This is a genomic window from Legionella resiliens (assembly GCF_021344005.1).
GTDB lineage: Bacteria > Pseudomonadota > Gammaproteobacteria > Legionellales > Legionellaceae > Legionella > Legionella resiliens.
In genome coordinates this window covers 1,480,567-1,505,875 of record NZ_JAJTND010000004.1, presented here as the reverse complement: position 1 = coordinate 1,505,875, position 25,309 = coordinate 1,480,567, and the positions used below count along the sequence as shown (strand labels likewise).

The following is a 25,309-nucleotide window of genomic DNA, read 5'->3' as shown; positions in this document are numbered from 1 at the left end:
AGGATCGATTTGGAGTCGGCATGCGCAGGGTGATTTTAGCAGCATTGCTGGTAGTGAATACTGCTTTCGCAGGTGATGAGATTGTTGGTTTCGCAGCATATGAAAATGGAGATTATACCACTGCATATCCTTATCTAACGAAATCAGCAAGGGATGGAAATGTTGATGCGATGTATTTACTTGGCCGTATGTTCCAATATGGGGAAGGGGTCACTAAAAATTATACTGAGGCAATGAGTTGGTACCAAAAATCAGCAGCTAAAAATAATGCCTTAGCACAACTAAGCCTGGGGTTTATGTATGATTTAGGGCAAGGGGTTCCGCAAAATTTCCCGGAGGCATTTAAATGGTATATGAAATCAGCAAAACAAGGTAATGCAATTGCACAAAGAAATATTGGTTTAATGTTTGCATCAGGCGATGGTGTTAAAGCGAATAAAAAAACTGCATTTGAATGGTTCGAAAAATCTGCAAAAAAAGGGTACAGCAAGGCACAAGTAAACGTTGCTTATGCGTACATTATGGGAGAAGGGACTGAAAAGGATGTCAATAAGGCCTTCTATTGGTATCAGAAAGCAGCTGATCAGGGTGATGTTAGGGCTGAGTATAGCTTAGGTCTACTATATACAGGACAACAAGAGGGTATTGCTCAAGATGACAAATTGGCAGTTTATTGGTTTTCTCAAGCAGCAAATCAAGGCCATGTGAAAGCACAAGCTTATTTGGCTTATTATTACCTTAAAGGATATGGAGTCGAAGCAAATCCACAAAAAGCAGCTTATTGGTATCAGTCTGCAGCGCAAAGCGGATTACCTGAGGCACAAGCTGAATTAGGCCAGCTACTGCTGACAGGAACTGGTATTTCAAAAGATTACGAACAGGCTGTGTATTGGTTTACTAAGTCCGCTTTACAAGGAAACCCAGCAGGGCAAGCCAAGTTAGGTTATATGTATCTTGCAGGACTAGGTGTAGAAAAAGATTGGATTAAGGCATATGCTTTATTTAAGATTGCTGCCCAGAATCAAAATGACGAAGCAATCAGAGAACTTAAAATGTTAAAAAATAAACTGTCTGATGCGGATATTAAAGCAGGTGATGAGTTATCAAAAGAAATTCTTCAAAAGAATGCTAATACTCAATCTTCAAACAATGAAGAATAACAGTTCTTAATATTCAGATTAGAAAACATTGAAGCTTTCCCTGAGAACGTTAACTGAGATTTTTTGATTTTTATCACGACTTCGTTTAAACACAGTGTATACCGTTAAAGTAAGATTATCGCTGGTGGCAGAAGCAATACTGAGAAAGTAAGTACTCTCTATGGTAATTTGGTCATTAGCAATATTAAGTTTTTTAAGTATATCAGAGACTTTGCTTAGGTCTTTAATTCCATTTTCTTTTCTTGCCTTAAGTAATTCATTGAGCTGAGTTTCTTTCATTGAGCTGCTTAATGACTTGAGAACTTTTATCGGTGCTGTATTGATATTTATAGGCGTAGACTCGGGTAAAGTTGTAATTAAAGGCTCTAGAGCTAAATAAAGAGGAGCACTCACATCTTTGACCAGACGCAATTCAGATTTACTGCTCATCAGTTGATGACTAGGATAATAAGGTGGTTTTTGACTCATATAATAGGATAGGTAATTGTCTTTGCCGCGTGCCAGATCATATGGTGAGAGCCAATCATTAACTGCAAGAGTGAGCTTAACTCGTTCTGCTTCAGGAATTTGTGGCAAGGCTACCCCAATAAGATTTATAAATCCTAACATGGATTTTCTATTTTCCAAGTTATTAATATTGTATTGGGCCTGTAGATCATAAAGTGCGCCTCTTAAGGTAACGGTGCTATCGATATGTTCCATGTCATGGGGGATAACGCTTACTATTCCTTGTGCATCGGCTTTGGCAAATTTATTGTTTTTATTGTTTAACTCACCAAGTGCCCAAAAAGTGACTGCTTGTGATGCAAGATAAATTTTATCATGAGTGAGTATAAGTTTTGTACGGTAAATATCTAATTGCACTTTCGTACTCATGGCGGTGGCTACAATTGCAACCAAAGTCATAATAAAAAGTGCAGTGAGTAAGGCGCTTCCTTTTATGGTTTTAATTTGAAACATAAAGCGCACCCGGTAGAACAAAAAGTAAATTCAGTTCACCCTGATCCTGCAAAGTCATATTAAATTGTATGGCTTTGGGGAATGGCTCTTTACGCTGATTTAAGGTTACCGCTTGTTCTCTCCATTCAGGAAGTATTTGCAAATTTTGATTTAAATAACCAAAGTGGCAGTTAGTAAGGCGATTCAGCAAGAGCTTATCTTCATAGCTTTTTTGATTGATTATGTCGAGACTACTCCAGGTTCTACGGATTAAAGTTCCTTGTTGGCAAACATATGCAACTCGTTTGAGTGTACTGCGTTTTTCAATATTGCCAGGATTTATATTACCATCCCGCGTAAATTCCACATAATTTGTTTGTCCTATAAAAGCAGGTAGTAACTGCATTTCATTACTTCGAATAGGGCGCTCTACAGTTTGACGCGTATCTTGTTGAATAAGGCTTATTGCAAGCTGCAATTCGTTGAGACGTTCACTTTGTTCATTAACTCGAGAACGTGTTGTAAATGCATTATACAATACAGAGCTTGTAATTGTTGCCAGAATAGCAAATATGGCAAGTGCAATTAAAATTTCAATCAAAGTAAAGCCATTCAGTTTGTCGGATGTTGCATTTTTTTTCATGGTACATACCTGAAAGCTTGCAGTTCCTCTCTAAAAGGGCCTATTTTTTCTGGACTGACTGAAATAACTATTTTTTGAATGTTTTTTAGTGGTGTCGAGCTTACTTTAGCTCTCCAGTACCAGTGTTCATTCAACATGGTTGTATCTTGGGTTGTTTCCTGACTTTGATTAATCTGGAGTAAATTGAGCTGAATCATTGCCACACCTTGCATGGCAACCCAATGACTCACTGTTTTTTCTTTTATACGTCGGGTAGTTTCTACATTTTGTGATATCGCTTTCAGCAAAGCAGTCAATGCAATCGCTATTATGGAAAGTGCTAATAGAACTTCGATTAGAGTGAATCCTGACTCATTAGACCCCTTGTGAAACGTTACTTCAGAATTCGAATCCTCACGTACGGGTAGGTACATTGTGGTTTTGCGTTTCATGTCTCCTCGCACTATTTAGTGTTTACCACGTTAAATTGGAGTTCCCCATTACGTTTGCCAATAAGCAAGGCTAAATTGTTATCTTGCTTGCTACCAAAATTTAAAGTAAACGGTGTCATATCTCCAGAGGCAGAAATAATGATAGGTGGGACTCCCACTGGGGTTGAACTACTGGTTTTCAAAATAATACGTGTATCTTGGGGAAAATAAGTCATTTTAAACACTCCTTTATCGGAAATGGGTTTCCATTGAGCGTTGTTGTACAGTTGAAACACTTGATAACCGTTGTTATCAATACGCAGGCCCAGAGTGCTGGTTCCCAAAATAGCCTGCTGTTGGGCTAGGCGAAGCGTATTAACTAATTGTTCTGCAGAAAATAAAATACGCCGACTTTCACCAAAATCCCCAAAGGCAACTAAGGCAAAACCAACAGTTATGCCGATGATCACCAGAACAATCAAGATTTCAATCAGGGTAAAACCTTGATTCGACTTCTTGGGAACTTCTACTACAGAGGAGAATTGCTTGGTCCATACGGTGCGCAAATTCTCATGTGACCGCGTGCATGAAGCAATTCTGCGCTTCGTGCCTCCTCGCGTTCCTCTCTCTGTAGGGAGCTTCCGAAGAAATCTATTGTTTTTTCTCATCCCAGTTACCAATTTCGGCATTAATCCCTGTACCTCCGGGTTGTCCTTCAGCGCCGTAGGTGAAAACATCAACATCACCGTGTTGACCAGGATTTAAATAAAGATAATCTCTCCCCCATGGGTCAGTGGGAAGTGACTTGAGGTATTGTTTCCAATTGTTGGGTACAGGATTTGATGTCGGTTTCTCAACGAGGGCCATCAAGCCTTGATCCGTAGTGGGATAATTACCATTGTCTAATTTGTATAAATCCAATGCGTTTTGTATGGCAAGTACATCTTGTTTGGCTTTAACTTTGCGCGCCTCATCAGGACGACCCATTATTTTAGGCACCACTATAGAGGCGAGAATGCCCAATATAACGACTACTACCATGATTTCAATTAATGAGAATCCTTTTTGTCTATTCATTTTTACTCCGATTTAAATTCGATTGGATGAAAGTGAAGCAATTAGCTGCACCACATTTGGCTTTAAGTTATTAATTGCTCCATTGAAAAAATAGGTAATAAAGTAGCTAAAACAATAAATAAAACGATTGCACCCATCAATAGGATCACCATAGGCTCCAGTAAAGTCAATGATGTATCAATTAGCCGTTTGACTTCATTATCTAAGTGAGCTGCAGCGCGTTCCATCATGTTGGACAATTGGCCGCTTTTTTCACCGCTGCCAATTAAATGAATTGCCATCGGACTAATATAACCTGTTTCTTTTAAAGCCTCATTAATACCACATCCTTCTCTAACTTTTATTGTAGCAGTATCAAAAGCTTGTCGCATAACGACATTGGTTACTAGGCTTGCTGCAACGCGCATTGTTTCTAGAACACTTACTCCTGCTGCGAAAAGTATACCAAAAGTATGTATATAACGCGAAACATTAACTGTTTTTACCAAATATGAAATTATAGGAAGTTTTAATAACAGACGATGCCAAGTAATTTTAATCTTTTCATTGTTCAGGCTTTTCTTAAAGGCAAAAATTATGAGGATAAGTACAATTAAGGTATAAAGGCCATAATCTTTAACGAAGTGACTAATATTAATTAATAATAGAGTCATTTCAGGCAGAGTTTGTCCGCTGCTGGTAAATACTTCAATAATTTTTGGAACAACAAAACTTAGCAAAAAGCTAATAATGGCAATTGAGACAATAATCATAATGAGTGGATAAATCAGCGCCTGCTGAATTTTCTGTCTTGTCTGCTGCTGATTTTCAGTATAATCCGCTAATTTTTCTAAAACCACATCAAGGCGACCCGTTTGCTCTCCTGAACCCACAGTAGCGCGATATAACTCGGGGAATGCGGATGGGAATTGAGCCATGGCCTGTGCTAATCCATAACCTTCAAGGACTTTTGCACGCACACCAATAATGAGTTCTCTGACTTTGTCTTTTTCTGTTTGCTCGCTCACTCCACGTAATGATTCCTCAACAGGAATCCCCGCAGCAAGTAATGTAGCTAACTGACGTGTAAATAGGGCAAGATCTGCTGCAGAAATTTTGCTTCTGGCATGACTCCCTGCACGCTGTTGACTCAATATACGAACTTGAGTTGGAATTAATCCCTGATCACGTAAGAGTTGGCGTGCGTGACGCTCGGAATCTGCTTCCAGTACACCTTTGGTCGCATTGCCATTTTTTTGAAGCGCCTGATATTGGTATGCACCCATGTTTTTTATGGTTTATGTTAAAACATAGAGTTTAATCTATTGGGTTTAATAAGTCACTTAAGGTACACTATACAACCAGACTATCCTGGAGAGTAATAATGAGCAAAAATACAGTACTTGAGGCGATTAAGGAACATGATGCCAAATTAGTTGACCTGCGGTTTACGGACATACGGGGTAAAGAGCAACATATAACCATCCCAATTTCATCAGTGGATAATGATTTTATTGAAAATGGAAAAATGATAGATGGATCTTCTTTTAAGGGTTGGCAAAAAATTCACCAGTCCGATTTGGCTTTGATGCCTGATTTGGAAACAATGAAGCTCGATCCATTCTTTCAGGACAACACTCTATTCATTCGATGTAATGTAGTCGATCCAAAAACTATGATGGGATATGAACGTTGTCCCAGATCATTGGCGTTACGTGCTGAAGCTTACTTGCAATCTACTGGTATTGCGGATACAGCCTATTTTGGACCCGAGCCTGAGTTTTTTGTCTTCGATAGCGTACAATGGGAAACAACCATTGGCGGTGCTTTTTATAAAATTGATTCAGAAGAAGCCCAATGGTATTCAGGAAAAGAATTAGAAGGAGGTAATATTGGACATCGCCCAGCGATAAAAGGTGGTTATTTCCCTGTTCCTCCAGTAGATTCTTCTCATGATATGCGTTCTGCAATGAGTTTGATCCTCGAATCATTGGGAACTGTTGTCGAAGCGCATCACCATGAAGTAGCTACAGCAAACCAATGTGAAATTGCTACTCGGTTTAATACATTGACCAAAAAGGCCGATGAATTACAAATTTTAAAATATGTAGTTCATAACGTTGCGCATAATTACGGAAAAACAGCTACTTTTATGCCCAAGCCTTTAGTTGGTGACAACGGAAGCGGTATGCATTGCCATCAATCATTAGCCAAAGACGGTGTGAATCTGTTTTCCGGTGATCAGTATGGCGGTCTTTCCGAAATGGCACTTTATTATATAGGTGGAATAATTAAGCATGCACGTGCTTTAAATGCGTTTACTAACCCATCAACCAACAGTTATAAGCGTTTAGTTCCTGGTTTTGAAGCTCCGGTTCTATTGGCTTACTCAGCAAGAAACCGATCTGCTGCAATTCGCATTCCTCATGTGAACAATCCTAAGGCACGTCGTATTGAAGTCCGTTTCCCTGATCCTACTGCGAACCCCTATCTGGCATTTGCCGCCATGATGATGGCAGGGCTGGATGGTATCCAAAAGAAAATTCATCCAGGTCAAGCTATGGATAAAGATCTCTATGATTTACCACCAGAAGAACTTGTTGATATACCTACAGTATGTTCGTCTTTAGAACAATCTATGGAATATCTGGAAAAGGATCATGATTTCTTGTTACAAGGTGATGTGTTTACTAAAGATTTTATTATGAATTACATCAAAATGAAGGAAGAAGAAACAACTAGGATTAGAAGTTTGACCCATCCTTATGAATTTGAGTTGTATTACAGCCTATAGGAACAATGGTGATGAGTAAATTTTTTGTCTCTCTATCCTTTATGATGGTAATTTGCGCGTCCTATGCGATGCAAATTTACAAATGGACTGATAGTCAAGGAAATGTTCATTTCAGTGATACCCCGCGTAAGGGAGCTGAAACCGTGACAATTCCCGAGACACAAAGTTTTTCATCACCAACTCCTTCGTCTCCTCAAACTCCAGCACAAAAACCTGAGCAAGAAGATCAAGATGATACGATAAAGTTAAAGAATTCCTACACTAAAATAGAAATCACCCAACCCCAAAGTGGGGCAACAATTCGTAATAATCAAGGCTTTGTCGTCGTGACTGCAGGAGTAGAACCTGAATTACGTCCGGGAGATAAGTTACAATTGATTTACGATAGTGGAACTCTTGGCGAACCCCAGGTGAATCCAGTATTTGAAATAAAAGGTATGAATAGGGGAACGCATAATTTGGCTGTGCAAATTGTTGATGCGGATGGAAATGTGATTGATACTAGTGATCCTATTACTATTTATGTCTTTAGACCGCGGGTTGGTATGGTTCCTGGTACTGCGCGTTAAATTTCTATGGATTGATTATGCTTATTTTATTATCACCAGCTAAAAAATTATTAAATAGTTCCAAGCCCTATTCTGGAACGACATCCAATCCTATGTTTGTTGATAAAACCAATACTCTGGTTAAACTGATGAAAACTAAATCAGTTGCTGATATAGCTGCGTTGATGGATTTGTCCAAGGATTTGGCTGAATTAAATTATAAACGCTATCAAGATTTTTGTTTGGACGATAAAGTGTCATCACATGCGTACCCCGCTTTACTTTTATTTCAGGGAGATGTTTACCAAGGTTTAAAAGCTGCAAGCTGGGAGCAAAAGACGATTGACTATTCGCAAAACCACTTGCGAGTTTTATCTGGGCTTTATGGTATGTTAAAACCTTTAGATAATATCCAACCTTACCGGCTTGAAATGGGAGTACGATTACAGAATCCTGCGGGTAAAAATTTGTATGATTTTTGGCAAGAAACAGTAACTAATGCACTAAATCAACAGCTAGCCGAGCAGAAAAATCCGGTATTAATTAATCTGGCATCAAGTGAGTATTTTAAAGTTGTAGATGAAAAGGGATTAAATTATCCAATGATTACGATCAATTTTTATGAAAAAAAGAATGATCAAATGAAAATAATTGGTATTCATGCGAAAAAGGCACGCGGGACAATGGCTAAGTTTCTCATGCAAAACCAATTTGATGATTTAGAACACCTGAAGCAATTTAATGAACTGGGTTATAAATTCCATAGTTCGACATCAACTGATGCTCATCTTGATTTTGTACGAGATACTCATTAATGTAAAATTTAATGATTGTAGCCTGGGTGGGGCGTAGCGGAACCCGGGTTTTATCCGATAAATTATTTCCGGGTTCCGCAACGCTCACCCAAGCTACAAAATAGTTAATTTATGTGGAACTTATCCAGTCGAGTACATTGTTTAAATCAATTTCCTAATCAAGACGTACGTTGTTATGTTAAAAGAGATGACGAATTAGGTTGTGGCATCAGTGGTTCAAAATTACGAAAGTATGCCAGTCTTTTTCCTTGTTTGATTGAGGAAGGAATTCAGCACTTAATTATTATTGCCGGACCTCAATCCAACAATTTACTTGCTGCATTACAATTAGTACGCGAATTTAAACTGAAAGTAACTGCCTTCTTGATACAGTCTTGGCAATTGGAGCTGCGCGGGAATTATAAATTAAGCCGTTTATTTCTCGAGGAACGGGAAATTGTCTGGGTTGCCCGTAACGCGTGGTCAAAAGTTAATGAACTGGCCGATAATTACTTACTGAAGTTAAATGAGCCTGGATTTGTTTTACGGGAAGGAGCAAGCGTATCTCAAGCAATGAATGGTGCGTTAACTCTGGCTGATGATATTATTTTAAATGAGCATTCATTGGGATTTACGTTTCAACATATTTTTATTGACTCGGGTACAGGCTTTTCCGCTGCTGCACTCATTAAAGGTCTGAACCGATTAAATCATTCTGCTCGGGTTTATGTATTGTTGTTGGCTGATGATGAAATAACGTTTCGAAATAAACTAAAACAATGGCTTGAACTAATTCCCCGTAATTTTCTTTGTTTTTATCCTACTACCGCCAAAGCTTTTGGCTCAGTGAATCAAACAATTAAAAATGAAATAAAGCGTCTGGCACGAGAAGAGGGGATTTTGGCTGATCCTATTTATGCAGCAAAGCTATTTTATGAGTCAAGGAAATATATCAAAACCGAACAATTGAAAGGTAATGTATTAATTATTCATTCTGGGGGGACCTTAACGATGCCTGGGTTTGATTACGAATAATTTGTATGTAAATTTCAGTAGGTCCCCCTTGAAATTTAGCAAATCAACCCTATATGAACATACATCATTAAGAAATGTTTCATAGGAGATTAGGTAAATGTCAAGTAAGCAACAAACCATGGGCTTTCAAACAGAAGTAAAGCAAATGTTGCATTTGGTCGTGCATTCACTGTATAGCAACAAGGAAATATTTTTACGCGAGTTAGTTTCCAATGCTTCTGATGCGTTGGATAAATTAAGATTCTTAGCTTTATCAAACGGTACACTGTATGAAAATGATTCTGATTTAAGAATTACTATTGATGTTAACGAGAAGTTAAAAACAATCACGATTAAAGATAATGGTATTGGCTTAACTTGGGATGAGGCTGTTGATAACTTGGGTACAATCGCGAAATCGGGCACCAAAGAATTCATGAGCCATTTAACAGGGGAAAGTGCAAAAGACTCTCAGTTAATTGGACAATTTGGTGTGGGCTTTTACTCAGCATTTATTGTTGCTGATAAGGTAACTGTTAAAAGTCGACGTGCGGGAGTGAAATCCGAAGAGGGAATTATTTGGGAATCCAATGGCGAAGGGGAATTTACCATTGCTTCTGAAAATAAAGCAACTCGTGGTACTGAAATCACTTTACATATCAAAGATGAGAATGATGAGTTTCTCAGCAATTGGCGTCTGCGCAGTATTATCAGTAAATATTCAGATCATATTTGCTGGCCTATCGTTATGAAGAAAATCTCTCAGGATGATAAAGAAACAAACGAATATGAAACTGTAAATAAGGCAACTGCTTTATGGACAATGCAAAAATCAGATATTCCTGATGAAGAGTACAAACAACTTTATAAGCATATTTCTCATGACTTCCAAGATCCGCTCATTTGGTCACACAACCATGTTGAAGGAAAGCATGATTATATTTCTTTGCTATATATTCCTGCACATGCACCATTTGATTTATGGCAACATGAAGTCAAACATGGCTTAAAGCTTTATGTTAAACGTGTTTTTATTATGGACGATGCCACTCAATTTTTACCTCGCTATTTACGTTTTGTAAAAGGAATTGTGGATGCGAGTGATTTACCGCTTAATGTGTCTCGAGAAATTTTACAAGACAACAAACAAGTAGAGAGCATCCGTTCTGCATGTACAAAACGTGTTTTAGCCATGCTTGAAAAAATGAGTACTCAAGATAAGGAAACCTATCAAAAGTTTTGGAATGAGTTTGGATTGGTTTTAAAAGAAGGGCCAATTGAAGACTTTACCAATAAAGAGGCTATTGCAAAGCTACTACGTTTTGCAACAACGACTACTGGTTCCGAGAAACAAGAAGCAACCTTGGATGAGTATGTCAGTCGTATGCAAGAAGGACAGGACAAGATTTATTACATCACTGCGTCCAGTTATAATGCTGCTAAAAACAGTCCTCACCTGGAAATTTTTAGAAAAAAAGGAATTGAAGTATTGTTGCTTAGCGACAAAGTGGATGAGTGGCTGGTTGGTTATTTAAGCGAATATGCAGGAAAGAAACTTCAGTCCATTTCCAAAGGAAAGGTGGAGTTAGGCGATGAGTCACCTGAGCAAATCAAAGAACAAGAAAAAACTCTTGAACCTTTGCTAAAGCATATTAAGAGCGTTTTGGATGCACGGGTTAAAGATGTGATGGTGACTCACAGACTGACTGATTCACCTGCTTGTGTTGTTGCAGATGAGCAAGATATGGGATTAGAAATGCAACGTATTTTGCAAGCTGCTGGCCAGCAAGTTCCAATAAGCAAACCTGTATTTGAAATAAATCCTGAGCATCAGTTAATTAAACACTTACATGATATTCAAGATGATGATTTATTTGAATTATGGGTCACTATGTTGTTTGAACAAGCAGTTTTAGCTGAAGGTGGGCAATTAGATAATCCTGCAGACTTTGTAAATCGAGTTAATAAATTATTGGTTTCATCTGCGGTTTAATAGTTGTCCCAGGCAACTATACTTTAGTTTAAGAAATAGCGAAGGAAGTATCAGAACTGCTATTTTGTTAAGAAACCCAGTGTTTTATCTACGTCCCGCGGCTTGTTCGCGGGATCCAGTGATTCTCATGATTTCTGGCTTCAGCGGAGAAGCCACGGAACGTCGGAGGTCAACGGACATTAACATAACCGGCAGCTCTGACTCACTTCACCCAAGCAATAATTTAATTAGGAGTAAACGTACTCTCTTCAAGAGACTCATCCATAAAGGGGGCTGATGGGCTTGAATCGTGATATGTATGTTGAGATGTTTGATCACTAGTGAAGAAGGGTTGACTGCTTGGATATTGAACAGTTACTTTTTTTGCGTTATTTAATTTCAATTCAGCATGTTGGAATAATCCATTGATGTGTTTATCCAGCCTACTCAGATTACCTTCAGCCCCGCTTATTTTATTTGCTAGTTCAGGCAGTATTTCTTTTTCAAGCGAAATCATTTCACTATTTTGTTGGGTAATGGTTACAATATTATCTCTTATTATGGTTTGATTTTTACTTAATTGATTGCTGTCTATACTGTTTTTTATTGTGTAGATTAATGCAGCAATAAATAGACTTAATGTAACGACAGCAAGTAGTGCAGCTGGAGCCATAAACAGAGAAGTTATTGCAAAAATCTCGCCTGCAACGGCTGCTCCGGCACCAGCTCCTCCGGCTGTCAAGAAAAAGAAGAGCAATCCTATTTTGAGAAAGGTATCCCTATAATTACGACGCTCCTTGATGGCGATTTCTAATTGTTCATTTTCCTTTCCTAAACTTACATTTTTTAAGGTCAGTTGCGGGTTTGATTGTTTAAATCGTTCAACTTTTTTTTCTTTTTGAGACTTATCCTGTACTATTTCTTCCTTCTCAACAAAAACGTTATTTCGTACTAATCTTACTCGTTGCTCTTCCGCTTTAAGTGTAAGATATTCACGCATAAATTGAATTATTTGCTTTAACGCTTCATTTTCTTGGTAAATTAGATTTGTCATTGATTGCAAATAAATTTCAAGCCGTGTAAGATAAGTTTGATAGCTTATCTCAATAGCTCGCTGCATCAATTGTTCTTGTTTTTGATGCAGTTTTTTGTGCTCTGCCTTAATCGCTTCTTTCAGTGAGTTGCAGTTTTCCTCAGAGAGCTGTAATAAAGCAGGCTCTCCCGCCAAACGTGCTCTCCCTCTTTTAGATCGTGCCACAGCTCGGATCTGTCTTTGTTTTTCTTTTTCGGGTAAATCCAAAAGTTTTTTGCTGAATTTACTGCAACTTTCGATCAGCTGTCGATGAAGTAATTGTTCAGTCGTTAATTCTCTTTGGAGTGATTTTAATTCTTTTGCAAGAGTATTTTTTTCGCCTTCTAAGTCGATTTCTGGATGGCCATGTTGTGGTATGTCCGGATGAGCATGAGATGTTTTTAAATGCGAAGTAACTTCGGGGTGGGCATGGGTGGTCTTATCATCTTGTTGTTCGAAAGCTTCTGGCTGAGGGTGATTATGAGTAGTTTTTGCAAGGGGATCCGCCGTCTCTGGATGAGAATGATGTTGATGAGTTTCTTTGGCATTCTTATCCAAAATAAGTTCTTCAATGCTTTTTATACGGACTTGGAGGCGATGAATATTATCTTGGTACTTTAGTATCTCTAACTCTTTAGATCTTGCTTTCTCACGCAGTAGTTGCAATTGAAACTCTAAGGTAGTTGCTAAAAGCGAATCATCTTGTGACTCTTTATGATCCTGATTTTGTTCATCTAAATCAGATTTGTATTGTTTGCTACAGGCATCTGATGTTAAATCAGATGTTGACTCCTCTTGATCAATCTGAAGAATACGTGAGAGTAGTTCCTTAATTTCGCTGATTACAAAAGAGATTGGCGATAAAAGAACGCATGAGTCACGCAAAGTAGAATAGTGAGAACTTTCAATGTACTTATCTGTTATTTCCTCAACTGAACGCTCAAGATTTAATTTTGATAGCGACATACTCCAATCCCTCTGTAATATTTAGCTGCATTTTATATAAGTCCTTTACAGAGTCAATAAGTATTATTTTTTTAAAAAATCCTGGAAAATAATATTGTTACTTTTTCCAGGATTAATGGGTATGCATGTTATGTGTTATACATATGGAAGAACTAATACCGTTGTTCCTAGATCAATGAAATGCTCATTGAGCCATTTTGCCGCCCCAGGTAACACACGAATGCAGCCATGACTGCTATTGGATTTAGGAACTTCATAAGCAGCATGAATCGCATAACCATCATGGAAATGCATGCAATAAGGCATTTTGGCGCCTCCCACTATGTGACCATCGCGAGCAATAGGGTATTCATTCGATTTACAGTCAGCTCCTTTTTTATTGAATATGTGATAGGTTCCGACAACAGTGCGGCATGATTCATGAATATCATCACAATAATCCATTCCACCAGAGGCACTGCCTGTCATCACTCTATTCCCTTGAGCGTCATAAGCTGCCCATGCGTAGACTTTAGGGTCAAAAATAAAAAGCTTTTTGCCTTGGACATCTCGCTTCAGGGGAAATATGTTGCGACCTCGTGTATCATCCAGATAAGGAGTTGTGTAATGTAAATTGCCTGCGTCGTCTGTGATTACATCGGGTTTGTCAGTCACACAAGAGGCGATTAGGAGGCCTATTAATGGTGTGAGGTACCTTATTTTTTTCATCACATATTATCCTTAAAAACCAGCATAAAAAAAGGCTCGATATGCGAGCCTTTATTAGATGTAAGTAATAATTTCCGAGTTTTAAAATTTAATTATTCGTCAGTTAAACGAAAATATTTAGTTCCAAAATACCTTTGGAGTTTCTTTCTAATGGTGCCGCGGCTAATGCCCAGCATCTTAGCTGCTTGCAGTTGATTGCCACGACGTTTTTCCATCACTGCTTGAAGTAATGGAGGTTCCACCTCAGATAAGATCATATCGTAAAGATCATCAATATTTTTGCTTTTATTTTCAGCGAGAAAACGAGTAACTAAACTATAGACTAAATCTTGTAGACCTTGGTCTTGTTTCGTTATGCTTAATGTAGCTTCAGGTGTTTCAATGACAGTCATCTTAACTTCCTTATTATTAATTAAATCACACATTCCAATTGCTAACATTTAAAATGAAAGCAAAATTAATTGTACATGAAGGATAATTGATATTCTATATTTTTAAGAGAAAACTATGCATTTTTTTCGAGCAATTCATTGGCCACAAGATTAAATAATGAGCGATCGGATTTTTCTGAAGACAATGAATTTTTTACCTTATTTAAATGGGAAATCATTTTCGTAGGTTGAGCTGGATCATTGTAAAAAAGATCAATATAACGGGTCAATTCATGAGCATTGCAATCGTATTGTAAAAACTCTGGGACAATCATTCTATTCGCTAGAAGATTACATAAACCAAAAAATTTGACTCTGATAAATCTCATCGCCAGCACATAGGAAAGAAAGGAAGATCTGTAAATAATACACATCGGTTTTTCTAATAAAGCGCATTCAAGAGAGGCGGTACCTGAAGCAACGATAACAAAATTTGCAGCAGCCATACAGTGTACTGCTTGCCCTTGTACAAAGCTAACAGGTAAATTGAGGTTAGAAAAATAATGTTTAATTTTATCTGGATTAATTGTATCTGCAATGGGGATCACAAAATGCAAATTGGGATAACGTTGCTGCAAAATTAGAGCGGTGTCTCGCAACACGGGCATATGATATTTTATTTCATTAGTACGACTTCCAGGTAGAAGAGCAAAAATATTTGCTTCCTGAGGAAGACCTAGGATCTTGCGCTGTGCTTGACGGTCATCAACAGATGTTATTTTTTCTACTAAAGGATGACCAACAAAACTTACTGGAACTTGAGCTTTCTCATATATAATTTTTTCAAAGGGCAAAATAACTGCCATTTGGTCAATGCATTGTTTGATAAGATGAATGCGATTTGCTTTCCAGGCCCAAATTTGGGGGCTGATGTAATATAGAATCTTAATACCTAATTCTTGTTTTGCATATTTTGCCAGTCTTAAATTAAAGCCTGGGTAATCTACTAAAATGAGTAAATCAGGCTTTTGCTGTTTTAAATGTTTTTTAATCGCCAGAAATGCCTTGCGAATTACATTAAGATTGCGGATAACTGCAGTAACTCCTGTGACGCCAAATCGAGCTAAATCTGAAATTATTTGTGCCCCAGCTTCCTGCATGTGTCTGCCGCCAATACCAGTAATTTCGATATTAGGATAGGCAGCTTTTAATTGACGAATCAAAACCGATGCATGCACATCGCCCGATTCTTCACCTGCAATAATGACAATGGACTTCTTTCCAAACTCTATTTCAGCGGAAAACTGCTTCGTCGATAGGGTGCTCGAATCCTTATGCGACTGCATGTACGCTTCAGTTCTGCGTCCCGTTTCTCTTTGCACTTTCCTGATTGTAGCAAGTTTGGAAAGAAGTCTTCTAATACGTTTAGATTTTTGCATGACGTTCAATTAAGTTATTCTGGATAAGCGAAGTGATTGTTTCTGCAACATCAAGTGCGTGAAGACCATCTTCGCCAGTTACCAGTGGGCTACTGTCTTCCTGGATGCATTTGATGAATGATTTTATTTCTTCAGTACGCTTCAGTTCTGCGTCCCGTTTCTCTTTGCACTTTCCTGATTGTAGCAAGTTTGGAAAGAAGTCTTCTAATACGTTTAGATTTTTGCATGACGTTCAATTAAGTTATTCTGGATAAGCGAAGTGATTGTTTCTGCAACATCAAGTGCGTGAAGACCATCTTCGCCAGTTACCAGTGGGCTACTGTCTTCCTGGATGCATTTGATGAATGATTTTATTTCTTCAAATAATGCATCACCTTGCTCATACTCTTTTTCTTCTCGAATAATATCAGGAATTCCAGGGAACATTTCACCAGTTCCTTTTTTAAATACAGCCAGTTTTTTGCTCTGATAGTCAACTGAAAGATAGGAGTTCTGTTGGAATATTCTTGTCTTGCGCTCTGTTTTAAAACTGACTCGACTGGCTGTAATATTAGCTACGCACTGATTGGCAAATGTAATACGCGCATTGGCTATATCAATTGCTTTGGTAAGCACAGGCGTCCCTTGCGCAAGAATTGAGACAATTGGGCTTTTAACTATATTTTGAATTAAATCAATATCATGGATCATGACATCAAGAATCACATTAACGTCAGCCCCACGTGGTTTAAATGGAGCTAAACGTTCTGATTCAATAAATAGAGGTGTTTCCAAATATTCATCCAAAGCCAATCGTGCTGAATTAAAACGCTCAAGATGTCCAACTTGTATTTTTGCTTGGTGTTTTTCCGCAAGTTGAATTAATTCTTTTGCTTGGGCTACTGTTTCAGTAATTGGTTTTTCAATTAAAACATGGATACCTTGCTCTAAGAAAGCTTTGGCAATTTCAAAATGCTTGTTTGTTGTTGCAGAAATACTCACTGCATCAACTTTGCCAAATAAGTCATGGTAGTCTTTATAGCCAGGAACATGCAATTCCCGTGAAGCTGCTTCCAATAGGTTTTGATTCAGGTCACAAATCCCAACTAACTCTGCATTTGGAAGAAGTTGATATTTTTGTGCATGAAATTTACCTAGGTACCCTACACCAATGACTGCACAGCGAATTTTACTCATTATCTTCATATGTCAATTATTTGTGCGCATGATCGCATTTCTTGGATGATAAATCAATTTTAAAAGAGTATTATTAGCCGGCGTTAATGTCCAATGACTATACTGATAAAGAAAGAGAAGAATATTATGCTTATAGCTGGCGTAGATGAAGTAGGACGTGGTCCTTTGGCGGGAGCAGTGGTAACTGCAGCAGTTATTTTAGAAGCCCCTATAGAAGGTCTTGCCGACTCAAAAAAATTAAGCGCGAAAAAACGTGAATTGTTATCCGTGCTAATAAAGGAGCAGGCTATTGCTTATGCATATGGGAGGGCTGAAGTAGATGAAATTGAAGTCTTGAATATTCATCATGCAACTTTGCTGGCTATGCAACGTGCAATTGAGGCTTTGCCAATCAAGCCAGATCACGTATTAGTCGATGGCAAATATATGCCAAAACTGAGTATCCCTTGTAAGGCAATTGTGCAAGGAGATAATTTAATTCCTGAAATTAGTGCCGCTTCAATTCTTGCAAAAGTGTTTCGAGATGCAGAAATGATAGCGCTTGATGCACTTTATCCGGGGTACGGGTTTGCAGAACATAAAGGATATGCAACAGTAGCTCATCGAGAAGCATTAAATCGACTTGGGCCCTGCAAGATTCATCGTCGGAATTTCGAACATGTTGCAACATTGCTTTAATTTTGAAGCCTGCGTAACACGAAGCGGAACCCAGATTCAACAGAATTCGCTTCTCTATATTATCTAATCAATGCAGGCTATTAAATAAAATTTTATGTGAACTAATGGACATCAAGATTCCGAAACTCGCTAAAAAGGTAACCATTGCGGTACCTCCATAGCTGACTAAAGGCAAAGGAATGCCCACAACCGGAATGATTCCCATAACCATCCCAATATTGACAAAACCGGACATAAAAAAAGACATAGCAAGGCTTGCAGCTAAGAGGCGAGTATATGTCGTTTGGGCATTGGATGCGATGTTCAGGCTTCTCAGGGAAGTCATAACAATAAGCGCAATAATGGCAAATCCACCTGCGAAGCCAAACTCTTCACTTGTAACTGCAAAGATAAAGTCCGTAGCATGTTCGGGCAGGAAGTTAAGATGGGATTGACTCCCTTGTAACCAACCTTTTCCAGCAAGCCCGCCTGAACCAATGGCAATCTTGGACTGGATAATGTGATATCCTGCTCCAAGCGGGTCTTGCTCGGGATCAAGCAGCATATAAACACGTTGTTTTTGATAATCATGCATTACATGCCAGACTACCGGTATGGCAGAGCCTATCAGGAGTATGAGCAATAAAATAACTTTAAAACGAATTCCAGCTAAAAATACAACACATAGCCCAGCAGCAGCCACCATAATTGCAGTTCCTAAATCAGGTTGCTTTGCAATAAGCAATGCGGGAACACAGATAATAAGTCCTGCAACAACAAGAGATTTAAAGCTGCTGGGTCGAGCTTGCCGGTCAAAGTACCATGCAGCCATCATAGGGACAGCCAATTTCATGATTTCAGAAGGTTGAAAGCGAAATAAACCCAATTCAAGCCAGCGTTGGGCTCCTTTCCCAATTTTTCCCATAAGCATTACGGCAATTAATAAAGTTAATCCCACGCTGTATATCCATGGAGTCCATATTTTATATTTATGCGGAGGAATAAAACCGAGCACAATCATAATGAGCGAAGCAAAAATGAGTCTCATTGATTGACGCAAGATCATACTTGTGTTCGCATTGGAGGCGCTGTACAAAATCAAAAGACCAAAGGAAATCAATAAAAGCAGTAACCCCAATAAGGGGAAATCCAAATGCAGTGATTTTTTGGTAAACCGGTAAACGGGTTTAGTGTGTCGTCTGTTCATGAGCTTTCATCGGATAAAGTTGATAGTATGTATCAAGCACTTTACGTGCAACTGTGGAAGCAGCAACATCATTCTCTACAACAACTGCCAGTGCAATTTCAGGTTTTTCAACTGGAGTAAAAGCAATGAACAATGAGTTGTCCCGTAATGCTTCGGGGATGTCTTCATATTTTACTTTTTCATATTGTCTGCCGCTAAATACTTGTGCTGTACCAGTTTTTCCTGCAACTGGGTAAGGGGGATTGCGTCCAAATCGATAACCTGTTCCTTCATTGCTGGTTAAAACGCTATGCATTGCATCTGCAACGATATCCCAGTTTGCTTCATCTTTAAGATAAATTGGATATTCCTCAACTGGCTTGTATCGTTTTATCTCACCACTGTCACTATTGACAGTTCTCATTAATAAATGAGGCCTAAACCGCTGTCCATGCTGGCTTAACGAAGCTGTGGCATTTGCCATTTGTAATGGTGTAGCAAGCATAAAACCTTGTCCTATAGACGTAATTAAGGTATCGCCAGGATACCAGGAAACTCCCTTTGTTTGTCTTTTCCACCGTAAGCTAGGTACAATACCCGCAGCTTCCTCGTAAAGATCGATATGGCTTAAATGACCCAACCCAAATTTTACGAGCATATCTTCAATATTGGAAATACCCATTTTATTTCCTAGTTGATAAAAATAGGTATCACAGGAAACAGTGATCGCTCTTTTAAAGTTAATCATTCCATGGCCTGTTTTTTTCCAATCTCTATAGATGTGGCTGGCAGTGGGAAGCTTATATCGGCCTGGATCATAAATTGTTGTTGTAGTAGTGATAAATCCTTTATCTAAACCCGCTAGGCCAACAAATGGTTTAATTGTTGATGCTGGAGGGTATACACCTCGTACCGCTCGATTAAATAAGGGTCTTTGTAAGGTATTTGACAATTTTTTGTATTCTTTAGTACTCACACCACCGACAAAAATATTGGGATCAAAACTTGGAGAACTCGTCATGGCTAAGATTTCACCATTCTTAGAGTTAATCACGACCACTGCGCCTCGTTTGTCCTTGAGTGCTTCATAAGCTGCCCGTTGAAGTCTGATATCAATACTTAAATAAAGCTTCGCTCCTGAATGAGGATTAATTTTATCAACAACTCTTAGAGTGCGCCCACTGACGTCGGTTTCTATCATTTGGTATCCTACCTTACCATGAAGCACATCCTCGTAATATTTTTCAACACCTGCTTTGCCAATAAAGTTTGTAGCACGATAATTGGTTGGATCTACTGCCCTTAATTCTTCAACATTGATTCGACCAACATAACCTAGGACATGAGCTGTTATCTCACCTAAGGGATAATGGCGCATCAACCGTGCTTTAATACTGACGCCGGGGAAATGATATTGATTGATAGCAAAAAGCGCTACCTCCTCTTGAGTCAATTTTAATTTAACAGGTATGGGTACAAAAGAGCGGTTTTGCTTTCGGGTTCGTTTGAAATTTTTGATATCTTCTTCTGTAATCGAAGGTATTAATTTTTGTAATTCAACTAATGTTTGATCCATGTTTTTAACATGTTCAGGGATAATTTCCAGGACGTAAACAGGGATGTTTTCTGCAAGCAATACGCCGTTCCTATCGAGAATTACTCCTCTTGGTGGAGCAATGGGAATAATACTCATTTGATTTTTTAAAGATAGGGTTTGATACTTTTTAAATTCGGAAATTTGTAAAAATGCAAGTCTTAAAACAAGGATTAAAGATAAAATAATAAGGAACGCCACCAACAGATTAATTCTAAACAGTTGATGCTGGGATTCTGACCGGTAATTTTTAAAAGATTGATTTCGACTCATTGACGCACAGTCAGTTAGCTGGACTCAAAAAACTGCATAGTAACTTAAAATTAGATGGTTTACTAGCACCGCTCCTATTCATTACTTATGATAAGGATGATTGTTAATAATAGACCAGGCTCTATATAAAGTTTCCAGTAAAATAATGCGTACAAGTGGATGGGGAAGGGTAAGCTTTGATAATGACCATCGTTCATCACATAATTTAAGGATTTCTTGAGACAGGCCTTCAGGCCCACCTATGATAAAACAGAGATGGCTGTGTATTTGTTGCAATTGAGATATCTTAAGAGCCAACTCCTCGCTGCTAAACGTTTTACCTTCAATATCAAGAGCAATAATTCGTGCATTATTGGGTAAGGCATCTCTGATAAGTGCAGACTCTTTTTCTAATATTCGCAATAAGTCTGATGATTTACCTCGGCGAATCAATGGTATTTCAATTAGTTTAAGTTGCACACCATCATTTAATCGTTTGGCATACTCGTTAGACCCTTGGTTAACCCAGTCGGGCATTTTATTGCCTAAAGTAATGATGGTGATTTTTAACATAACGAATTTAATAAAAGTATTTAATCTTTGGACGGCTCATCCCACAGACCTTCCAGATTATAATATTGCCTGTATTCAGGCTGCATGACATGAATGATAAAGTCACTAAAGTCAATAAGAACCCAATCACCAGTTTCCAGTCCTGTGCAATTCATGGCAGGAGTGCCTGCGGATTTCATATCTTCCATTATTTTTTGTGCAATAGCTTTAACATGACGGGAAGAGCGTCCTGAAGCAATAATCATATAATCAGTAATGGTCGTCTGTTTTCGAACATCAATTACTTTAACATCAATAGCTTGATTGTCATCAAGCAACTGCAACAGTTTAGTTAACATTGGGTTTTGATCTGACATAAATTAGACTAATCACTTATAAAAAGCGCTGAATGATAACAGTATTTTCCCTATATAAAAAGGGCTGCGCGGATCACATGCAACGAAATTGCCGATAAAATCGCTGATTAATAAAAAAAATATTGATTAATCATGTGCTTATGTTTTCAGTAAGGGATTCAATATTTGATGTTTAAATGAAACAAATGATGTCTAAATTCCACTTTGTTTCAACTCCAAAGATGATGAATCAGTTGAATGTACATGAGTTAATAGGAATTTGATTACTGCAAATAAGACCAGGCAGCATAGTGCAGCAATAAAGAGTATTCCTAATTGTTGCGTGAATGCTGCAGCATACAGGGTTTTTAATACCGCAATATTTGTTTCGCCTGAAGGAATCGCTGTTAATGAAGCCAGTTTACCTGATAAAAATCCGCCGATTCCCAGAGAAACAAAAAAGATACCCATTAGGGTGCTCACTTTGTTTTTGTCTGCAAGAAGTGTAATTGCAGATAATCCTACTGGAGATAATAAGAGCTCTGCCAAGGAAAACATTAAATAAGCTGGAATGATTAAAAGCGGTGAAAGTAACGCATTCTTGTCAGTGAAGTTGGAGACTAAGGCAATAATAGCATATGCTGCTGTGGTAATAAGTATGGCAAGAAGAAATTTTTTCCCAATATTTAATCCACGCTCGACTAAGTTGAGTTTGGGGTTTTTCTTCGCGAGGAAGTAACCAATAATCAGCATTCCCACGCTTTGAATCGTTACATAATAAGGTGGTGGGAACTGAATACCGCAAAATGTGGGCTCAACAACTCGTGAAATAAACAGGGTCAATGACATAAACATTTGAAAATAGAAAGACCAGAAGACTACTGAAATGATGCACAATAAACCAATCACTAGAGTTTGACGTGATTGATTGGCATCTTCTCCACTGACTGAATATAAAATATAACCGGCTGAGAATAAGACAACAAGCCCAAATATAAGATTGGCTAATTGAGGTGAATTTAAAATATAAAACGATAAGGACCACAGAAATATCATTAAGAGAATGGCTGTGATGATTTTTTTATATTGAAAAACAAAAGGATTGTAGTCTTTAATGTTATATTTTTTGATGCCTTGTAAAAAAACAAGGAAGGCTATGATCATACCAATAGCAGCACTGGTGAAAGAGGCAACCCAACCAAAATGCTCATTTAAAATACTGGGTAGGGTAGTCCCTAAAATAATACCTGTAGTGATTCCCATATAAAAAATAGTAAAACCACTCTCACGACGAGCAGATCCCGTAAGATATTCATTTCCTAAAAGTGATGAAATGTTCGGCTTCAATAGTCCAGTTCCTACGGCAATTGCTGCAAGAGCTGCTGTAAGTGCCAATGTATTATCAACTAATGACAAGATACAATAGCTTACAAAGAGTACCACTGCGCCGAGCAACACAGCACGCTTTTGGCCTATTAGTTTATCGGCAATCCATCCTCCTACTACAGGAGAAAGGTAGGTCAGGGCAGTAAATGAGCCAACTAATGCATAAATTTGCTTATCTGGCCATTTGAAATGCAAAGCTAAATAAAGTGCTAAAAGAGATTGAACTACATAAAAACCATAGCGTTCCCACATTTCAGTTGCAAAAAAAATACGGAGTGACTTCGGGTGTTTTTCAGAGTTGATGTGCACTTTATTTAAATACGTAAATTCAGAGTAGGGCAATTATAACATAGTGTCATGAGAGATCATAGGCAATGTGTTCTCTTGAAGGTCATTTTGAGCGGTAATTGGTAAATATAATAATCAAAGTGATTAATTATTATAAGATACACCGGAGTTATGTACATAATGACTTATGTCAAATATTCCGCTACTGGAATTGATATCTATGCTCTGAAATAGCTCTGGTGTATGATGCTTCTATTTTATTTTCGTTATGGAGCATTTCTTAATGGAAGACTACAAAACAAATCGAGTAATTAGAGCAAATCGAGGAAACGAAAAACAAGCCAAAAGCTGGCTAACTGAAGCAGCGCTTCGTATGCTGTGCAACAATCTTGACCCGGATGTGGCGGAAGATCCAGATTCTCTCATTGTCTACGGAGGTTTGGGTAAGGCTGCTCGTAATTGGGAGTGCTTTAACAAAATTGTAGATGTTCTCAAGACATTAAATGATCAACAAACCCTGTTAATTCAATCCGGTAAGCCTGTTGGTGTTTTTACTACTCATGAAGATGCGCCTCGAGTTCTAATTGCCAATTCTAATTTAGTTCCGCGCTGGGCTACTTGGGAGTATTTTAATGAATTGGATAAAAAAGGTTTGATGATGTATGGGCAGATGACTGCAGGAAGCTGGATTTATATTGGTTCTCAAGGCATTGTGCAAGGCACTTATGAAACTTTTGTTGCAGCTGCCCGAAAACACTATGCAGGAAACTTAGAGGGACGTTGGATTTTAACTGGTGGTTTAGGTGGAATGGGGGGAGCGCAAACTTTAGCTGGTACAATGGCAGGAGCCAGTGTGTTGGCTGTTGAATGCGATATATCAAGAATAGAAAAACGTATTAAAACAAAATACTTAGATCGATACACAAGGGACTTGGATGAAGCGTTAGCATGGATAAATGAATCATGTCAAAAGAATAGTCCGTTATCTGTTGCGGTTTTGGGAAATGCTGCAGAAATTTTTCCCCAGTTGGTTCAGCGAGGAGCTTCTCCAGCATTAGTTACTGATCAAACGAGTGCTCATGATCCCTTAAATGGATATCTTCCTGCTGGATGGACATTAGAACAGGCAGCAAAATTGCGTAAAACTGCACCGGAAGAAGTGGTTGCTGCAGCCAAACAGTCTATGGCCGTACAGGTTCGTGCGATGCTTGAATTCCAAAAGAGAGGCATTCCCGTTTTTGATTATGGAAATAATATAAGACAAATGGCTTTTGAAGCGGGAGAAAAAAATGCTTTTGAATTTGAAGGTTTTGTTCCCGCTTACATACGGCCTTTATTTTGTGAAGGAATAGGGCCTTTTAGATGGGTTGCTTTATCAGGAGATCCTGAAGATATTTATGCTACGGATGAAATGGTTAAAAAATTAATTCCGGATAATAAGCATCTGCATCATTGGCTGGATATGGCAAAGAAAAAAATTGCGTTCCAGGGATTACCTGCACGCATATGTTGGGTTGGGTTAAAAGATCGCGCTCGTTTAGCATTAGCCTTTAATGAAATGGTTCGTAATGGTGATGTTAAAGCGCCCATTGTGATAGGACGGGATCATTTAGACTCTGGTTCAGTAGCAAGCCCTAATCGCGAAACTGAAGGGATGATTGATGGCAGTGATGCAGTTTCTGATTGGCCTTTACTCAACGCTTTATTAAATTGTGCGAGTGGTGCAACTTGGGTTAGCATCCATCATGGTGGTGGAGTAGGTATGGGCTTTTCACAACATGCTGGAGTTGTGATTGTTGCGGATGGCACAGATAAAGCGGCGAAACGTTTGGCAAGAGTACTCCATAATGACCCGGCTACTGGGGTCATGCGCCATGCGGATGCAGGATATGATCTTGCAAAAAAATGTGCTAAAGAAAACTCACTTTGGCTGCCTATGGAATCTTAGAGCAAACTTTGGTGAGGCTTTTTGTCCA

Annotated in this window: 25 protein-coding genes; 8 read left to right on the top strand and 17 right to left on the bottom strand. The window is 38.4% G+C overall.

Going from position 1 to position 25,309, the window contains the following annotated elements; genetic code table 11:
- Positions 1–20: 20 nt before the first annotated feature.
- Positions 21–1,160 (top strand): tetratricopeptide repeat protein, encoded by a 1,140-nt coding sequence (locus LXO92_RS12110; protein WP_182349837.1) that lies wholly within the window; start codon positions 21–23, stop codon positions 1,158–1,160.
- Positions 1,161–1,178: 18 nt separating this feature from the next.
- Here LXO92_RS12110 and gspK read toward each other — a convergent pair whose 3' ends face one another.
- The 6 genes from gspK to lspF form a co-directional block, all read right to left on the bottom strand.
- Positions 1,179–2,120: a type II secretion system minor pseudopilin GspK gene (gspK, locus tag LXO92_RS12105; protein ID WP_182349836.1), complete on the bottom strand. Its 942-nt coding sequence runs from the start codon at positions 2,118–2,120 to the stop codon at positions 1,179–1,181.
- On the bottom strand, positions 2,107–2,742 hold the full coding sequence (gene lspJ / locus LXO92_RS12100; RefSeq protein WP_182349835.1) for a GspJ family T2SS minor pseudopilin variant LspJ: 636 nt from the start codon (positions 2,740–2,742) through the stop codon (positions 2,107–2,109). The genes gspK and lspJ overlap by 14 nt, the downstream gene beginning before the upstream one ends.
- Positions 2,739–3,173, bottom strand: a complete 435-nt coding sequence (gene gspI, locus LXO92_RS12095; protein ID WP_370529164.1) for a type II secretion system minor pseudopilin GspI — start codon at positions 3,171–3,173, stop codon at positions 2,739–2,741. Before gspI ends, lspJ begins: the two co-directional genes overlap by 4 nt.
- Before the next feature lie 11 nt (positions 3,174–3,184).
- Positions 3,185–3,718 carry a type II secretion system minor pseudopilin GspH gene (gspH, locus tag LXO92_RS12090; RefSeq protein ID WP_232891099.1) on the bottom strand — a complete coding sequence of 178 codons (534 nt, stop codon included), beginning with the start codon at positions 3,716–3,718 and terminating at the stop codon, positions 3,185–3,187.
- A gap of 85 nt (positions 3,719–3,803) precedes the next feature.
- Complete coding sequence (lspG, locus tag LXO92_RS12085; RefSeq protein ID WP_182349833.1) at positions 3,804–4,229, bottom strand: GspG family T2SS major pseudopilin variant LspG; 426 nt, start codon at positions 4,227–4,229, stop codon at positions 3,804–3,806.
- 62 nt (positions 4,230–4,291) lie between these two features.
- Positions 4,292–5,494 carry a GspF family T2SS innner membrane protein variant LspF gene (gene lspF, locus LXO92_RS12080; RefSeq protein WP_182349832.1) on the bottom strand — a complete coding sequence of 401 codons (1,203 nt, stop codon included), beginning with the start codon at positions 5,492–5,494 and terminating at the stop codon, positions 4,292–4,294.
- Between the two features lie 98 nt (positions 5,495–5,592).
- Here lspF and glnA point away from each other — a divergent pair, with 98 nt between their 5' ends.
- The 5 genes from glnA to htpG all read left to right on the top strand — a co-directional run bounded on the left by glnA (position 5,593) and on the right by htpG (position 11,351).
- On the top strand, positions 5,593–7,002 hold the full coding sequence (gene glnA, locus LXO92_RS12075; protein WP_182349831.1) for a type I glutamate--ammonia ligase: 1,410 nt from the start codon (positions 5,593–5,595) through the stop codon (positions 7,000–7,002).
- An 11-nt stretch (positions 7,003–7,013) separates the two neighbouring features.
- Positions 7,014–7,571, top strand: coding sequence for a DUF4124 domain-containing protein (locus LXO92_RS12070; protein WP_182349830.1), 558 nt, complete (start codon positions 7,014–7,016; stop codon positions 7,569–7,571).
- 17 nt (positions 7,572–7,588) lie between these two features.
- Positions 7,589–8,365: a peroxide stress protein YaaA gene (yaaA, locus tag LXO92_RS12065; protein WP_182349829.1), complete on the top strand. Its 777-nt coding sequence runs from the start codon at positions 7,589–7,591 to the stop codon at positions 8,363–8,365.
- Between the two features lie 111 nt (positions 8,366–8,476).
- Positions 8,477–9,379, top strand: a complete 903-nt coding sequence (locus LXO92_RS12060) for a 1-aminocyclopropane-1-carboxylate deaminase (RefSeq protein ID WP_182349828.1) — start codon at positions 8,477–8,479, stop codon at positions 9,377–9,379.
- 97 nt (positions 9,380–9,476) lie between these two features.
- Positions 9,477–11,351, top strand: a complete 1,875-nt coding sequence (gene htpG / locus LXO92_RS12055; RefSeq protein WP_182349827.1) for a molecular chaperone HtpG — start codon at positions 9,477–9,479, stop codon at positions 11,349–11,351.
- 223 nt (positions 11,352–11,574) lie between these two features.
- Here htpG and LXO92_RS12050 read toward each other — a convergent pair whose 3' ends face one another.
- The 6 genes from LXO92_RS12050 to LXO92_RS12025 form a co-directional block, all read right to left on the bottom strand.
- The gene (locus LXO92_RS12050; RefSeq protein ID WP_232891040.1) at positions 11,575–13,368 is read right to left on the bottom strand and encodes a hypothetical protein; all 1,794 of its coding nucleotides are present in this window, start codon (positions 13,366–13,368) and stop codon (positions 11,575–11,577) included.
- A 135-nt stretch (positions 13,369–13,503) separates the two neighbouring features.
- Entirely contained in the window at positions 13,504–14,076 is a 573-nt protein-coding gene (locus LXO92_RS12045) for a L,D-transpeptidase (protein ID WP_232891039.1), read from the bottom strand.
- 92 nt (positions 14,077–14,168) lie between these two features.
- The gene (locus LXO92_RS12040; RefSeq protein ID WP_058459743.1) at positions 14,169–14,468 is read right to left on the bottom strand and encodes a helix-turn-helix domain-containing protein; all 300 of its coding nucleotides are present in this window, start codon (positions 14,466–14,468) and stop codon (positions 14,169–14,171) included.
- Positions 14,469–14,581: 113 nt separating this feature from the next.
- Positions 14,582–15,886: a lipid-A-disaccharide synthase gene (gene lpxB, locus LXO92_RS12035; RefSeq protein ID WP_232891038.1), complete on the bottom strand. Its 1,305-nt coding sequence runs from the start codon at positions 15,884–15,886 to the stop codon at positions 14,582–14,584.
- A complete protein-coding gene (locus LXO92_RS12030) occupies positions 15,873–16,073 on the bottom strand; it encodes a hypothetical protein (protein WP_233291541.1) in 201 nt (66 codons plus the stop codon). Before LXO92_RS12030 ends, lpxB begins: the two co-directional genes overlap by 14 nt.
- A 26-nt stretch (positions 16,074–16,099) precedes the next feature.
- Positions 16,100–17,062, bottom strand: coding sequence for a Gfo/Idh/MocA family protein (locus tag LXO92_RS12025; protein WP_232891037.1), 963 nt, complete (start codon positions 17,060–17,062; stop codon positions 16,100–16,102).
- Between the two features lie 126 nt (positions 17,063–17,188).
- Between LXO92_RS12025 and rnhB the strand changes: the two genes are divergently transcribed.
- Positions 17,189–17,740, top strand: a complete 552-nt coding sequence (rnhB, locus tag LXO92_RS12020; protein WP_182349824.1) for a ribonuclease HII — start codon at positions 17,189–17,191, stop codon at positions 17,738–17,740.
- A 67-nt stretch (positions 17,741–17,807) separates the two neighbouring features.
- Here the strand turns inward: rnhB and rodA are convergent, their stop codons facing one another.
- The 5 genes from rodA to LXO92_RS11995 form a co-directional block, all read right to left on the bottom strand.
- On the bottom strand, positions 17,808–18,926 hold the full coding sequence (gene rodA, locus LXO92_RS12015; protein WP_182349823.1) for a rod shape-determining protein RodA: 1,119 nt from the start codon (positions 18,924–18,926) through the stop codon (positions 17,808–17,810).
- Positions 18,907–20,772 (bottom strand): penicillin-binding protein 2, encoded by a 1,866-nt coding sequence (gene mrdA, locus LXO92_RS12010; protein ID WP_182349822.1) that lies wholly within the window; start codon positions 20,770–20,772, stop codon positions 18,907–18,909. The genes rodA and mrdA overlap by 20 nt, the downstream gene beginning before the upstream one ends.
- A gap of 81 nt (positions 20,773–20,853) precedes the next feature.
- A complete protein-coding gene (gene rlmH, locus LXO92_RS12005; protein WP_182349821.1) occupies positions 20,854–21,324 on the bottom strand; it encodes a 23S rRNA (pseudouridine(1915)-N(3))-methyltransferase RlmH in 471 nt (156 codons plus the stop codon).
- A gap of 20 nt (positions 21,325–21,344) precedes the next feature.
- The gene (gene rsfS, locus LXO92_RS12000; protein ID WP_182349820.1) at positions 21,345–21,680 is read right to left on the bottom strand and encodes a ribosome silencing factor; all 336 of its coding nucleotides are present in this window, start codon (positions 21,678–21,680) and stop codon (positions 21,345–21,347) included.
- 192 nt (positions 21,681–21,872) lie between these two features.
- Entirely contained in the window at positions 21,873–23,354 is a 1,482-nt protein-coding gene (locus LXO92_RS11995; protein WP_182349819.1) for a peptide MFS transporter, read from the bottom strand.
- A gap of 262 nt (positions 23,355–23,616) precedes the next feature.
- Here LXO92_RS11995 and hutU point away from each other — a divergent pair, with 262 nt between their 5' ends.
- Positions 23,617–25,281, top strand: a complete 1,665-nt coding sequence (gene hutU, locus LXO92_RS11990; RefSeq protein WP_182349818.1) for a urocanate hydratase — start codon at positions 23,617–23,619, stop codon at positions 25,279–25,281.
- Positions 25,282–25,309 lie beyond the last annotated feature (28 nt).